12 protein-coding genes are annotated in these 13,690 nt (G+C 62.8%); 9 read left to right on the top strand and 3 right to left on the bottom strand.

Annotation, left to right across the window (positions count from 1 at the left end; all coding sequences use genetic code 11):
• Positions 1-17 precede the first annotated feature (17 nt).
• Genes ACP146_RS12630 through ACP146_RS12620 form a run of 3 tightly spaced genes read right to left on the bottom strand, consistent with a single transcriptional unit; the run spans position 18 to position 2,973 of the window.
• Complete coding sequence (locus tag ACP146_RS12630; RefSeq protein ID WP_425032667.1) at positions 18-755, bottom strand: GntR family transcriptional regulator; 738 nt, start codon at positions 753-755, stop codon at positions 18-20.
• 50 nt (positions 756-805) lie between these two features.
• The gene (locus ACP146_RS12625) at positions 806-1,822 is read right to left on the bottom strand and encodes a Gfo/Idh/MocA family protein (protein ID WP_422367111.1); all 1,017 of its coding nucleotides are present in this window, start codon (positions 1,820-1,822) and stop codon (positions 806-808) included.
• Between the two features lie 29 nt (positions 1,823-1,851).
• Positions 1,852-2,973 carry an isocitrate/isopropylmalate dehydrogenase family protein gene (locus ACP146_RS12620; protein WP_422367110.1) on the bottom strand — a complete coding sequence of 374 codons (1,122 nt, stop codon included), beginning with the start codon at positions 2,971-2,973 and terminating at the stop codon, positions 1,852-1,854.
• 278 nt (positions 2,974-3,251) lie between these two features.
• Here ACP146_RS12620 and otnK point away from each other — a divergent pair, with 278 nt between their 5' ends.
• The 9 genes from otnK to ACP146_RS12575 all read left to right on the top strand — a co-directional run bounded on the left by otnK (position 3,252) and on the right by ACP146_RS12575 (position 13,667).
• Positions 3,252-4,514, top strand: a complete 1,263-nt coding sequence (otnK, locus tag ACP146_RS12615) for a 3-oxo-tetronate kinase (protein ID WP_422367109.1) — start codon at positions 3,252-3,254, stop codon at positions 4,512-4,514.
• The gene (gene otnC, locus ACP146_RS12610) at positions 4,511-5,146 is read left to right on the top strand and encodes a 3-oxo-tetronate 4-phosphate decarboxylase (RefSeq protein WP_422367108.1); all 636 of its coding nucleotides are present in this window, start codon (positions 4,511-4,513) and stop codon (positions 5,144-5,146) included. Before otnK ends, otnC begins: the two co-directional genes overlap by 4 nt.
• Positions 5,147-5,155: 9 nt before the next feature.
• A complete protein-coding gene (locus tag ACP146_RS12605; protein ID WP_422367107.1) occupies positions 5,156-5,440 on the top strand; it encodes a putative quinol monooxygenase in 285 nt (94 codons plus the stop codon).
• 183 nt (positions 5,441-5,623) lie between these two features.
• Entirely contained in the window at positions 5,624-7,054 is a 1,431-nt protein-coding gene (locus ACP146_RS12600) for an arylsulfotransferase family protein (protein ID WP_422367106.1), read from the top strand.
• Positions 7,051-7,326: a hypothetical protein gene (locus tag ACP146_RS12595; protein WP_422367105.1), complete on the top strand. Its 276-nt coding sequence runs from the start codon at positions 7,051-7,053 to the stop codon at positions 7,324-7,326. Before ACP146_RS12600 ends, ACP146_RS12595 begins: the two co-directional genes overlap by 4 nt.
• A 51-nt stretch (positions 7,327-7,377) precedes the next feature.
• Positions 7,378-8,124 carry a hypothetical protein gene (locus ACP146_RS12590; RefSeq protein ID WP_422367104.1) on the top strand — a complete coding sequence of 249 codons (747 nt, stop codon included), beginning with the start codon at positions 7,378-7,380 and terminating at the stop codon, positions 8,122-8,124.
• Between the two features lie 4 nt (positions 8,125-8,128).
• Positions 8,129-9,313, top strand: a complete 1,185-nt coding sequence (locus ACP146_RS12585; protein WP_422367103.1) for a sulfotransferase family protein — start codon at positions 8,129-8,131, stop codon at positions 9,311-9,313.
• 159 nt (positions 9,314-9,472) lie between these two features.
• The gene (locus ACP146_RS12580; protein ID WP_422367102.1) at positions 9,473-11,899 is read left to right on the top strand and encodes a GcvT family protein; all 2,427 of its coding nucleotides are present in this window, start codon (positions 9,473-9,475) and stop codon (positions 11,897-11,899) included.
• 631 nt (positions 11,900-12,530) lie between these two features.
• Complete coding sequence (locus tag ACP146_RS12575) at positions 12,531-13,667, top strand: TRAP transporter substrate-binding protein (protein WP_422367101.1); 1,137 nt, start codon at positions 12,531-12,533, stop codon at positions 13,665-13,667.
• Positions 13,668-13,690: the final 23 nt, after the last annotated feature.

Here is a 13,690-nt window from a genome sequence, read left to right as displayed (position 1 = left end):
GCTTCGTTACCCTTGAGCTACAGCTGGGTGATGCCGTGCAGCTCCAGGATTTCCACCAGCATGGCGCCGGCCCGCACCCGGTGGCGATGATGAATGCGCCGCGCCGCCTCGGCATCGCCGCGTTCGATGGCTTCCACCACCGCGGCGTGATCCTCGTTTGAATCGACGGGTTTGGGGCGCAGGCGCAGCGTCGCCATGCGGGCGCGGTGAGCCTGATCGCGGCAAGTGTTCACCCAGGTGCGCAGCCGCTCGTTGCCGCTGTATTCGACCAGCAGATTGTGGAAGCGTTCGTCGGCGCTTGCCCAGCCCTTCAGGTCGTCCTTGGAGAGGGCGACGTCCATATCGCTGACCGCGGTGCGCAGCGTTGCCAGTTTTTCACCGCTCAGGCCGCGGGTGGCGACGACCTCGGCGGCGGTCGATTCGAGACCGGTCAGGATTTCGTAGATCTCGCGCATGTCGGCCACGGAGATCGGCAGGATCCGCATACCATGGCGTGGGCGTATTTCTACAATGCCCTCATCGGCTAGGCGGATCAGCGCTTCGCGCACCGGTGTCCGGCTCATGCCGAGCAGTTCGGCCAGTTCTTGTTCCAGCGCCTGAAAACCCGCCGGCATTTCGTTGTCGAGGATCCGGCGTTTCAGATCCTGATAGGCCCGTTCCGACTGCGACAGCTTCGGCGTATCGCCTGCACCTGCCTTGTCGGCTCTGATCACCTGATTGGCTTGCGTCACGCAGTCCACCTGTCGTTCTTGCATACAGCAGGAATTCTAGACCAGAGGCAGGGCCAAGGGCCAGCGGGACCGGCCTAGACCGCTAGACGGCGCCCCTGAATGTGCGATTCATAGACCGCCTCTTCAATCCGCAGGTTGGCCAGATAGTCGCGGGCCAGATTCATGACCGGGCCCCGGCCCAGCAGGTGGTCGACGACATGGCGCTGCAGCTTGAAGACGCAGTCCCCGCCGAAACCCTTGTTTTCCCAGTCATAGGTGACCTCCTGCTCGCTGTTGCTGCCATGCGGGCGGAGGAACAGAGCCCCGTCGCCGTTCAGCCGCAGGGTTGCCTTGGATCCCTCCACCAGCATCTCGCCCATGGTGAGACGGCGGTTCTCCGCGGCGTGGTCCGCCAGGCGGTTCCCGTCGAAAAGGCCCCGGGTACCATTCTCGAAGTCGAGCAGAATGATCCCCGCATCCTCTCCGGCAATCGCCGGGTTGAGGCGGTTGAGCCGCGCATAGACGGAAGAGGCGGGGCCGAGAAGATAGCGGAAGACATCGATCAGGTGGATCGCCGTCTCATGAACCAGGAAGCGTTCCATCTTCTGAAAGTAGGGCTGGCGGTCGAGATAGGCGTCCGGGCCCTGTCCGTCGCCCGGGCGCAGCCGAAAGCTCGCCTGATAGATGTCGCCGAGGGCGCCTGCATCGATCAACGCCTTGGCCTTTTGGTGCCAGGGTTGAAAGCGGAAGTTCTCGTGCACCACCAGCAGCACACCCGCTTCCTCGCAGATCGCCACGGCCTCTTCGGCTTCCGTCAGGTTCTGACAGAAGGGTTTCTGACAGATGATCGGGACCCCCGCAGACGCGGCTGTCCTGATCATCACCAGGTGCGTCACCGGCGGCGTGATGATGTCGAGAAGATCGAGCTTCTCCGCCGCCAGCATCTCCCCGAGATCGTCATAGGTTGCGGGAACGCCGTAGGCTTCCGCAGTGCGGCGCGCGCCTTCGGCGCCTCTGTTGCAGAGGGCCACGAGGTCGACATCGGTCATGCGGCGCCAGGCTTCGTATTGAAACTGGCTAAAGTAACCGGTTCCGACGGTACCTACTCTCATGGGTGCCTTAAGCTCCGAACGGACATGACTCAAATTGCTGCAGCGGTGGGTACCCGCGGATCTTGCAGGGCGGCCATCACCGCTTCACTAACCGCCAGGGTTCCCGCGTCGCCGCCGAGATCGGAGGGCCGCAGAGCACCCGCGCCGAAAGCCTGATCGACAGCGTTTCGGATCGCCAGCCCGGCGCGCGCACAGTCCGGGACCTCATGCTTGTCGGCCAGCCATTCCAGCATCATGGCCGCGGAAAGAAACATGGCCGTGGGGTTTGCCTTGCCCTGGCCGGCGATATCCGGGGCGCTGCCGTGACAGGGCTGAAACACCGCATGCGCCTCGCCGACGTCGGCGGAAGGGGCCATACCCATGCCACCGATCAGCCCGGCGGCCAGGTCCGAAAGGATGTCGCCGAACATGTTCTCCGTCACCAGCACATCGAAGTCCCAGGGTCGCCGGATCATGTTGAGGGCGGTCGCATCGACGTAGGCGTGCTCGGCTTCCAGATCATCGTTAAGCGCGGCACGCTCGTCGAAGATCTGTCGAAAGAAGGCAAAGGACTTGAACACATTCGCCTTGTCGACGCAGGTCACGCGGCCCGGGCTGCCGGCGGTCCGGCGCTTTCTTGCAAGATCGAAGGCGAAATCGAAAAGCCGCTCGCTGACCGGGCGGGTGATCACCTGGGTATCCCGTGCCTCGCGGTCGCCGTCGATCACCCCTTTGCCGCGGGATGCGAAGAGACCCTCCGTCGACTCGCGAATCAGCACGAAATCCAGCGACGCGGCCCTTGGGTCAGCCAGTACCGCCGGCGTGCCGGGCAAGCCGCGTACGGGGCGGACCCCGGCATAGAGTCCGAACTCAAAGCGCAGATCCAACTGCGGCGCCACCTCGGTGCCGTCGGGATAGCGCACGTCCGGCAGCCCCATGGCCGCCAGCAGAATGGCATCGGCCTTTCGCGCGGCGTCCATTGATTCAGCGGGCAGGGCCGTGCCCTCCCGCTGGTAGGTGCCCGCGCCGGCGGGCAGCCGATTGAAGACCAGTTCGAAACCGCCGCTGCTTTCACTGGCCGCCAACAGGAGATCGAGACAGGGCTCGGTGATCTCGGTACCGATCCCGTCTCCCTCAAAGACTGCGATTTCAAGCTTCGGAAGATTGTCCATTCATGGTTCCCGATGACTTCTGCAGGCAAAAGGTGGTGCGGTCAGGCGCGCTGTCCGGTAGTCTATGAACACCCGCAAAGCCGCGGGGGCTGGCGACTTTCCGCTCTCCACCAAGCGATTAGACTTGAATGCATACATTAATGAATGCATTTTGACCAGCATCAATCGGCGCGCTGCGTTCGGACGGCTGCGGCAGCCTGGTGGGTGCAGGACGGAGCGGCTTGTGAACTGTTTCGCCGCGCAAGAGAAGACAGGCGACCGGTGATTTTGGGGGAACGATGCTGCTCGGGTGTATTGCCGATGATTTGACGGGGGCCACGGACCTGGCCCTCATGTTGGTGCGCGGCGGTATGCGCACGGTTCAGGTAGTAGGCGTGCCGCAGGATCCGGCCAATCTGCCGGAGGCCGATGCAGTCGTGGTTGCACTGAAGTCGCGCACCACGCCGCCGGCAGAGGCGGTGGCCGAATCTCTGGCCTCGGCAGAAGCCTTGCTGGCCGCCGGCGCCAGGCAGCTCTTTTTCAAGTATTGCTCAACTTTTGATTCCACCGACCAGGGAAACATCGGCCCGGTAGCGGAAGCGTTGATGGAGCGTCTGGGCTGCCGCTTCACGCTGGCCTGTCCGGCCTTTCCCGGCGCCCAGCGGACCATCTATCAGGGCCACCTCTTCGTCGGTGCCAGCCTGCTGTCTGACAGCCCGCTGAAAGACCATCCGCTGACACCCATGCATGATCCCAATCTGGTCTCGGTGCTCAGCCGCCAGACCCGGCGCAAGGTGGGGCTGGTCCCCTATGAAACGGTTGAAGCCGGGGCAGAGGCCATCGCGGCTGCTTTTGGCCGTGCGGGCGAAGAGGGCGTTGAGATCGCCATCGTGGACGCCATCAGCGACCGGCACCTGCGGGACATCGGCACAGCGGCTGCCGGTTTGCCGCTGATTACCGGCGGGTCAGGCGTCGCCATCGGATTGCCGGACAACTTCCGGCGCCAAGGCTTACTGAGCGGTGATCCTCTGGCCGGTTTCGACCCTCCTGAAGGTCCGGCGGCGATCCTGGCCGGCAGTTGTTCTGCCGCCACCCGCGGCCAGGTGGCGCAGGCTCAAGAAGCCGGGATACCGGCTTACCGCATTGATCCCCTGGAACTGTCTCAGGGAAAAATTTCGCCTGCGGGCATGCTGGATTGGGCGCGGCAGCAGGACCGTGATCGTCCCTTGATGATCTTCTCGACAGCCGAGCCGGACAGTATCCGCCAGGTGCAGGAAACCCTGGGCCGCGATAAGGCCGGCGTCCTGGTCGAAGACGCTTTGGCGGAAGTTGCGGCAGGTCTGGTTGCGCAGGGCGTGCGCCGCCTGATCGTGGCAGGCGGCGAAACCTCCGGCGCCGTGGTCAATGGCCTGAAGCTGCAGGCCCTGGAGATCGGGCCGGAAATCGACCCGGGCGTGCCTTGGACCCGCAGCGCTGGAACGCCGCCGCTGGCTCTGGCATTGAAGTCCGGCAATTTCGGCACGCCGGATTTCTTCGTGAAAGCCTGGGATGTGTTGTCATGAGCGAGGAGAGCCGACTGCGCGATGCGATCTGCGCCACCGGCCGCTCGCTCTATGACCGCGGACTGACTTTCGGCAGCACCGGCAACCTCAGTCAGCGTCTCGAGGACGGCGGCTGGCTGATGACGCCGACCAACGCCTCCCTGGGGGCGCTCGACCCGGAACGGCTTTCGCGTCTGGATGCGCAAGGGGCGTGGGTTTCCGGCGACAAGCCGACCAAGGAAACGTTTCTGCATATCGCCATGTACCGCGAGCGTCAGGATGCGCGGGCCGTGGTTCATCTGCATTCGACGCACTCCGTCGCGGTCAGTTGTCTCGACGGCATCGATCCCGAGGACGTCCTGCCGCCGATGACGGCCTATTACATCATGCGGGTCGGGCGGCTGCCCCTGGTGCCTTACTTTCCGCCCGGTGATGAAGCCCTGGCGAAGGCGGTCGGCAAGCTGGCCGGCAAGCATCATGCGGTGCTGCTGGCCAACCACGGGCCGGTCGTCGCCGGCAATAGTCTCGACACTGCGCTCTACGCCACCGAGGAGCTTGAGGAGACGGCAAAGTTGTTTCTGATGCTGCAGGGCGCGGCGATACGCAATCTGACGGCCGATCAGGTCGCCGAGCTCCGCAAGCGATTTGGGTAGGGCCAGCCGATGTACGTCGTCACCGTTGTTTTTGAGATTTCGGCAGGCTCGGAAGAAGCCTTTCGAAACGCCGTCCAGCGGCAGGCCGAGAACTCGCTTGCTCTTGAGGAGGCCTGCCGGCGTTTTGATGTCTGCTTCGACCCCAAGCGCCCGGATCGTGTCTTTCTCTATGAGATCTACGATGATCGGGCCGCCTTCGATGCGCATCTTGCAAGCGATCACTTTGCCGCATTCGACAGCAAGGTGGCCGATATGGTCGCCAGCAAGACGGTCGAGACCTGGCTGCTCTCATAAGCCCAGAGGCGAAGCGCGCCACATCTTGAACACAAGCCGCGGTTCGCAGAAACCGGAATAAAGCCGGCCGCCGGAGCGTCCATTCCCCAGGCGGGCCAAATCTTGACTCTCGCCTTTGGGCCGATGGGCCTCTACGACGTTTTCCTCTCATGAGAAGGAAAGGCCGGCGCTTTGGCTATTGGCTTGTCTTCGCAGACCGCTGCGCATCCAACAGAAAGGCAGTCCGGGCGGACGGCAAACCCTCTGCAGCCCAGTCCGCCGCCGTTGATCGACCGCATTGCCCTGCCGGCTTTCGTGCTGGCGCTGCTGTTCCTGAGTTTTCTCGGCGGCGCCTTTGTCATGCTGAGCAATGTCTTCCCCGCGAAGCCCCTGAGCGACGCCTATCGGGGCGGCGAGGCGCTGCTGGCGAAGATCGAACAGTCGCGCGATCCCCTGGCCTCGGATTTCTGGGCGCCGGAGCGGCGCCCGGAAGAGGGAGTGACGATCCATGAAGCCGGCGCGGTTTTCCCAGGCTACACGCTTTACACCTCAGGCCACGGCAGCGAGGCCTTGTTGTTCTCTATGGACGGCATGCTCGTTCATTCCTGGCAGTTGCCCTATAGCGCTATCTGGTCCGAAGAGTCGCCGGTGAAAGATCCGCAGCCCGATGAATTCACTTACTGGCGCAAGGCCAAGATGCTGCCGAACGGCGACCTGCTGGCGCTCTTTGTCGCCACCGGGGACACGCCCTGGGGCTATGGCATGGTGAAGCTGGACCGAGACTCCAATGTCATCTGGTCCTACCTCGGCCAGACCCATCACGACCTGGATGTGGCTGCGGACGGACGCGTCTATACGCTGATCCACAAGATGCGGGACAAGACCTTTGAGGGTTTCCCGCAGTTGACGGTTCCGCGTCTCGACGATTTTGTCGTGGTGCTGTCGCCGGACGGCGAAGAAGAAAAGCGGGTGTCGATCCTCGATGCGCTGGTGAACTCCGACTATGCGCGTCTGCTTGACCGGGTCACCTGGTTCAACAAGCACGATTTCATTCATACCAACAACATCGATGTCATCGATGCTGCCGATGCCGCGGTGCTGCCCTTTGCGGAAGAGGGGCAGGTGTTGCTGTCGTTCCGCGATATCGACACCATCGCGGTTCTCGACCTGGAGCAGGAGAAGATCGTCTGGGCCCTGCGCGGCACCTGGCTGGGTCAGCATGATCCGGACGTGCTGCCGAACGGCAATATCCTGCTGTTCGACAACGTCGGCAACTTCGGGCCGGGCGGAAGATCGCGGGTGATCGAGATCGACCCCATGACCGCGGCGGAGGTCTGGCGCTATGCCGGCAGTGCCGAACAACCCTTCGAAAGCAATGTCCGGGCGGCGCAGCAGCGGCTGCCCAACGGGAACACCCTGATCACCGAATCGACCGGCGGGCGTCTCTTTGAAGTGACGCAGGATGGCCGCATCGTCTGGGAGTTCATCAACCCGATCAGGGCGCAGCATCCGGAACGGACCGAGGAGGTGATCCTGCCCATCGTCTCCTGGGGGCAAAGGACCGCCGCGGAGGATCTGCAGCCGGATTTTCTTGAAACCCTGATGCAACGTGAACAACAAGGGAGTCTCCAATGAAGCGAAACGGGTTGTCTGCTGCCGGCATCGGGTTGGCGCTGGTTTTCGCCTGGGTGATGCCGGCTGCGGCTTACATCGGGCCCGGCGCCGGGCTTTCTCTTCTGGGGGCGCTCTGGGGCGTCTTCGCGGCCATTGCGGCCGCACTTCTCTTCCTGCTGATCTGGCCGCTCCGGCGTCTGCTGCGCCGCAATCGTCAGGCACCTGTTGCCCAGGCCGCGGAAAGTCCTCCGGAAACGGGAGTCGCGAAAGCGCGGGAACCGCGGATTGATTGACCATCCGGAGAAACCGCAAGGCAGAAGTAAAAGCATTCCTCCCGTAGTTCCATGACCGGGTTCTTTGATCTCACGTCTCCGCTGCTGACCTCTCTCGATCAGGCCTTGGTGCCGCTGCTGCCGGCCGCAGGCCGGCTTGCGGTCTGGGGGCTTGTCGGGGCCTCGATCTCCATGGCGCTCTACGCTTTGCTCTCGCCTCAGGAACGCTTGCGCCGGGTTAAAGCCTCGGCGCAGGAGGCGAAGGTGGCACTGGATGGCCACGACGGCAGCTTAAGTGAGGCGATGCCGCTGATCGGCCGCATGCTCCGAAGCTCAATGGCACAGCTCGGCCTCGTGCTGGGGCCGGCGGTTTTGGCCTCTCTGCCGGTGCTGTTCATGATCGTCTGGCTCAGCGGGGCCTACGGTTACTTTCTGCCGCAGCCGGTCTCGGAAGTCCCGCTGCGGGTCGAACCCAGCGGTCTGGAGGCGCGTTGGCTGCCGGAAGACAGGGCAGCTGGCACCACCGTGGCCGAGCATCCCCGTATCCAGGTCGTCGATGCTGCCGAGCGGGTGGTCGATACGTTGGACATAGATGCCGCCGTGACCAGCCTGCACAAACGCCAGTGGTGGAACTCCCTGATTGCCAATCCGCTCGGTTATTTGCCGACGGACGGCACCCTGGAGCGCATCGAGATCGCCCTGCCGCGCCAGGAGGTCCTGAGCCTTGGCCCTGGTTGGCTGCGCGGCTGGGAAGTGGTCTTCTTCTGCGCCCTGATCGCAGCTTCCTTGGCGATCAAGATCGTTTTCCGGCTGGTCTAGCGCCATGGCACCCCGAAGTTCGAGCGCCAGCAACCGTAACGCCGATGAACAGCAGGGCGATGAAAGGAATGCTGGGGACCGGTACGCCGGTTTTCGGGTAACGCCCTGGGTACATCATCTCGGCCGCTTCGTGGATCGTCATCGCGATCTTTGGATCAAATTGGGTGAGGGGGAGACGCGGCTGCGGGCCGATGACATCGCCGACACCGCGATCGACAAGCCGATCTTCGTCAGCGGCCTGGCGCGCTCCGGCACAACCATTCTGCTGGAGGTGCTGGCCAAGCATCCAACGGTGGCTTGTCATCGCTACAAGGACTACCCCTTTCTCTTCACGCCGTTTCTCTGGAACCGTTTCCTCGGCTTTGTACCTGAGCGTCAGAACATTGCCGTGGAGCGCAGCCATGCGGACGGGATAGCCGTTTCGCCAGACAGCCCGGAAGCCTTCGAGGAGGTGCTCTGGATGGCGTTTTTCAAAGACTTGCACGACCCCGCGGTCTGCAACGTGCTCGACGGCGAAACCGGCAACCCGGACTTCGAAGGCTTCTATGCCGATCACATCCGCAAGCTGCTGCGGGTGCGTGGACGCGCGCGCTACCTGGCGAAAGCCAACTACAACGTCACCCGCCTGGAGTATCTTCTGAAGGTTTTCCCCGAGGCCCGCTTTGTTTTGCCGCTGCGCGCGCCGGTCGGACAGATTGCCTCTCTCGCAAAGCAGCACCGCCTGTTCTGTGAAGGCGAGCGGCGTCACCCCCGGGCCCTCGATCATATGCGCCGCATCGGTCACTTCGAGTTCGGCCTGGACCGGCGCCCGGTCAACGTCGGCGACGGCGCCATGCCCGCAGTCCTGGCGGCCTGGGAGAAAGGCGATGAGGTCGAGGGCTGGGCGCGTTACTGGGCCAGCCTGCACGGCTTTCTGGCGGACCGCCTCGCCGCCAATCCGGCTCTGGCCGCAGCCGTCAAGGTCGTCCGCTTCGAAGACCTCTGCAGCAAGCCTTTCGAGGTGCTTCGCGAGGTTTGCGACCATTGCCGCCTGCCGAATTCCGCCCATCTGGTGGCCGAGGCGGCGGAGCTGATGCGGATGCCCAGCTACTACCGGCCGGATTTCACCGAAAAACAGCTTCTCCAGATCGACCGCTATACCGCCGATGTCGCCCGGCGCTTCGGCTATGCCGATGCGGTCGGCGTCTAAAGCGCCGTCTCGCCAGTAATCGGTCACTCGGCGTCATAGGCTGTCGCTGGCGGGCCTGAAACCCCCGGATTTGCCCGCTATCTGTGAAACCTGAAGGCTCTGCCGGCCCTCGGGCTGCTGTGCCTTGCGATCAAAAATATTCGGTACAGGGACAGGCAGATGAAATCTCATGCTCAGGTCGTCGTCATCGGTGGCGGCGTTGTCGGCTGCAGCGTGCTCTATCACCTGACGAAGGCGGGCTGGAAGGATGTGGTCCTGCTGGAGCGCGACGAGCTGACCTCCGGGTCCACCTGGCACGCCGCCGGCGGCATGCACACACTGAACGGGGACCCCAACGTCGCCAAGCTGCAGCGCTACACCATCGACCTCTACAAGGAGATCGAGGAGATTTCCGGTCAGTCCTGCGGCGTCCACATGACCGGCGGTTTCATGCTGGCCGATTCAGAAAGCTGGCTCGACTACCTGAAGGTCGCCCAGGGCCGCTCCCGGGTTTTGGGCCTGCACAGCGAATTCATCTCGGTCGCCGAAGCCAAGGCTCTGCACCCGCTGTTGAACGAAAAGCGGTTTGTCGGCGCGCTCTATGATCCGCTGGAGGGGCACATCGATCCCTCAGGCGTCACCCATGCCTATGCCAAGTCGGCACGCATCGGCGGCGCGGAGATCGAGCGTTTCACCCGCGTCACCGATCTGCAGCCGCGGCACGACGGCGGTTGGGAGGTGATCACCGACAAGGGCAGCATCCAGGCCGAGCATGTGGTCAATGCCGGCGGGCTCTGGGCCCGGGAAGTCGGCCGCATGGTGGGGCTCGAGCTGCCGATTCTAGCGATGGAGCACCAGTATCTGGTGACCGACGAGATGCCGGAGGTGGCGAGTCGTGAGACCGAGCTGCCGCACTGCATCGACTTCGGCGGCGAAATCTACATGCGCCAGGAGCGCAGCGGGCTGGTTATGGGCACCTACGAGCAAGGCGGTGTGCCCTGGTCGGAAAAACAGACGCCCTGGGACTTCGGCCACGAGTTGCTGCAGCCCGACCTCGACCGCATTTCCGACAACCTGGCGGTCGCTTTCGATCACTTTCCGGCTTTGGAGAACGCCGGCATCAAGCAGGTGATCAACGGCCCCTTCACCTTTGCGCCCGACGGCAATCCTTTGGTCGGTCCGGTGCGCGGCCTGAAGAACTTCTGGGTCGCCTGCGGCGTGATGGCCGGCTTCAGCCAGGGCGGCGGCGTCGGCCTGGCCCTCACCAACTGGATGACCGACGGCGACCCGGGCCTGGATATCTTCGCCATGGACGTGGCGCGCTACGGCGACTTCGCCACCATGGCCTATACCAACGCCAAGGTGCGGGAAAACTACGGACGGCGCTTCAAGATCACCTTTCCGAACGAGGAACTGCCGGCAGCCCGTCCGCTGCGCACGACCCCGGTTTATGACCGGCTGAAGGCGGAGAATGCGGTTTTCGGTGCCGGCTATGGCCTGGAGTACGCGCTCTGGTTCGCGCCCGAGGGCGCCGAGCCGATCGAGGAACCCACCTACCGCCGCTCGAACGCCTTTGAGCCGGTGAAGGCGGAATGCAAAGCGGTGCGGGAGGCCGTCGGCCTGGTCGAGACCTCGGGTTTCGCCAAGTACGAGGTGACCGGCGCCGGCGCCGAGGGCTGGCTGGGCGAGATCCTGGCCAACCGCATGCCGCGGGAAGGGCGCATCGTGCTGTCCCCGATGCTCAATCACCAGGGTAAGCTGATCGGCGATTTCACCGTTGCCAAGGCCGGCCCTGAGCAATTCTTCATCTTCGGGTCCGGTGCGGCAGAGGACTACCATCTGCGCTGGTTCGAACGGCAGTTACAGGGGGAGGGGCGGCAGCAGGATGTTTCCCTGAGATCCTTGCGCAACGAGTTGGTCGGCTTCTCCATCGCCGGTCCGAAGTCACGCGAACTGCTGTCACGGCTGACCGCGGAAGATGTCTCCAACGAAGCCTTTCCCTTCATGTCCTTCCGGCGCATGGACCTGGGCATGATCCCGGCCTGGGTCGGGCGCATCTCCTTCACCGGCGACCTGGGTTACGAGATATGGGTGTCGCCGGACTATCAGCTCAATCTCTACGAGCTGATTCAGAGCGCCGGCGCGGACCTGGGCCTGCGTCAGTTCGGCCTGCGCGCGCTGGATTCCCTGCGCCTGGAAAAGGGCTTTGGTACTTGGGCGCGTGAGTACCGGCCGATCTACACGCCCGCAGAGGCGGGCCTGGACCGCTTCGTTGATCTGCGCAAGAACGCCTTCGTTGGCCGTGATGCAGTTTTGCAGGACCGTGAAAACGGCCCAAAGGTGCGTCTTGTGACCCTGACTGTGGATGCCGACGGTGCCGACGTCAGCGGTGATGAAGCGGTCTGGCACAACGGAGAGGTTGTCGGCTGGGTGACCTCCGGTGGCTACGCCCACGCGGCAGACCGCTCTGTCGCTCTGGCTTATGTTCCCGCCGCTCTGGAACACGAGAACGGATCCTTCGAAATCGAGATTCTCGGCGACCGCCGCGGTGCGAAACTGCAGCCCGAGCCGCTGTTCGATCCTGAACGAACCCGCATGCTGGGTTAGGCCGCTGAGGCCAATCTGCCTTCCGCTTCGCGCAAGCGTGATTTGGACTTGTCCCTTGAATCTGGCCTAGTATGGCCTTCGGCGAAGGGATATCCGGTCGTTTGCGCGCGATGATACGCGTCTGCCGGATTGGTTTGGAGAAATTGGTCTGGCAAGCAAACCATTGACTTAGCGAGATTTTTCGTGACCCACTATCCGTTTTGTGCATAATGGAAGTAGTTTCCGCATTGTGGCAGGGCAATTGGTTCGCCCTCCGGGACACTCTGCGGTGCCAAAGCGAAGACGGCATGAAAGCCGCCCGTGAGATGGAACGTTTGGGAGGAATGAGACTTGGCCGTGAATTTCGGCAGGTCGATGATTGCTGACCGGTTGCCTTGTCGGCTTCAGACATTCCATTATGATTCCGGCGGTTTGACCCGCCCAAGCCAATGGTGCGCTTTGCCTGAGAGTGGGCGGCGGCATCGTTGTGATGAGCCAGTTGCGACTTCGCTGAGTGAGGTGACGCTGTAAGGGCCGAAGAATTCTCATAGACGAACGAAACGGCCGATTTTTGGATCATACCGAGTCGGAGGGGTGCGGCGCTGCCGAAGTGATTTGCCCCTCTGAATTGTTGAAAACAGGGAGGATTTCCGTGGAAAAAAGTTCGAAGACCAAGAACGTTTCACGCCGCAAGCTGCTTACCGGCGGGGCGGTTGCCGCCGGTGCCGCAGCCGGCGCGATTGCCATGCCGCAGGTATCGAGGGCGCAAACCGTGACCCTGAAGATGCAGGGTTCCTGGGGTGCCGCTTCGATCTTCAGCGATATGGCCAAGCAGTACACAGAACGCGTCGACAAGATGTCGGGCGGCCGCCTGAAGATCGACTACCTGCCGGCCGGCGCAGTCGTGAAGGCCTTCCAGGTTCAGGATGCCTGTCATGACGGCATTCTGGATGCGGCGCATACGGTAACGGCCTACTGGTACGGCAAGAACAAGTCGGCGTCTCTATTCGGGACCGGCCCGGTCTTTGGGGCCAATGCCTCGCAGATCCTGGCCTGGATCCACTACGGGGGCGGTAAGGAGCTGTATCAGGAGCTGGTGCAGGATATCCTGAAGCTCGACCTGGTTGGTTTCTTTGCCATGCCAATGCCGACCCAGCCCTTGGGCTGGTTCAAGCGTCATGTGAAGAGCGCCGACGAAATGCAAGGCCTGAAGTACCGCACCGTGGGTTTGGCCACCGACATTATGCAGGGCATGGGCCTCAGGGTGACCCAGCTTCCGGGCGGTGAAATCGTGCCGGCCCTGGAGCGCGGCGTGATCGAGGCTTTCGAGTTCAACAACCCGACGGCGGACAGCCAGTTCGGTGCGCAGGACGTCTCGAAGCACTATCACATGGGCTCCTACCATCAGGCCGCCGAATTCTTCGAGATCATCTTCAACAAGCGGCGCTTCGACTCGTTGCCGGACGAGCAGAAGGCGATCCTCGAATACGCGGCTGAAGCCACAAATACGGCGAACTACGGGCTTGCCATGGACACCTACTCCAAGGATCTGCAGAAGCTGATCAACGAGGACGGTGTGAACGTCTATCGCACGGACACCTCGATTATGCAGGCCCAGTTGGACTCCTGGGACAAGGTGCTCGAAGGTCTGGTCGAAGATCCCTTCTTCAAGAAGGTCGTCGACAGCCAGAAGGCCTGGGCGGAGCGGGTCGCTTTCTACGACCTGATGAACTCGGCCGACTACAAGCTGGCCTATCAGCACTACTTCCCCGGCAAGATCGATTTCTAAGAGACGTCGATTTTACCCTTAAG

The organism is Pelagibius sp. (genome assembly GCF_965249265.1).
In the GTDB taxonomy this organism is placed as follows: domain Bacteria; phylum Pseudomonadota; class Alphaproteobacteria; order Kiloniellales; family Kiloniellaceae; genus Pelagibius.
Note: the sequence above shows the minus strand (reverse complement) of the source record. Positions and strands in the feature narration are given on the sequence as shown.

Coding starts and splice junctions, on each gene's coding strand:
- ACP146_RS12605 (WP_422367107.1), top strand. CDS start 5,156: ATGTACGTCGTCACCGTTGTTTTTGAGATTTCGGCAGGCTCGGAAGAA.
- ACP146_RS12630 (WP_425032667.1), bottom strand. CDS start 755: ATGCAAGAACGACAGGTGGACTGCGTGACGCAAGCCAATCAGGTGATC.
- otnK (WP_422367109.1), top strand. CDS start 3,252: ATGCTGCTCGGGTGTATTGCCGATGATTTGACGGGGGCCACGGACCTG.
- ACP146_RS12590 (WP_422367104.1), top strand. CDS start 7,378: ATGACCGGGTTCTTTGATCTCACGTCTCCGCTGCTGACCTCTCTCGAT.
- ACP146_RS12580 (WP_422367102.1), top strand. CDS start 9,473: ATGAAATCTCATGCTCAGGTCGTCGTCATCGGTGGCGGCGTTGTCGGC.
- otnC (WP_422367108.1), top strand. CDS start 4,511: ATGAGCGAGGAGAGCCGACTGCGCGATGCGATCTGCGCCACCGGCCGC.
- ACP146_RS12595 (WP_422367105.1), top strand. CDS start 7,051: ATGAAGCGAAACGGGTTGTCTGCTGCCGGCATCGGGTTGGCGCTGGTT.
- ACP146_RS12620 (WP_422367110.1), bottom strand. CDS start 2,973: ATGGACAATCTTCCGAAGCTTGAAATCGCAGTCTTTGAGGGAGACGGG.
- ACP146_RS12625 (WP_422367111.1), bottom strand. CDS start 1,822: ATGAGAGTAGGTACCGTCGGAACCGGTTACTTTAGCCAGTTTCAATAC.
- ACP146_RS12585 (WP_422367103.1), top strand. CDS start 8,129: ATGGCACCCCGAAGTTCGAGCGCCAGCAACCGTAACGCCGATGAACAG.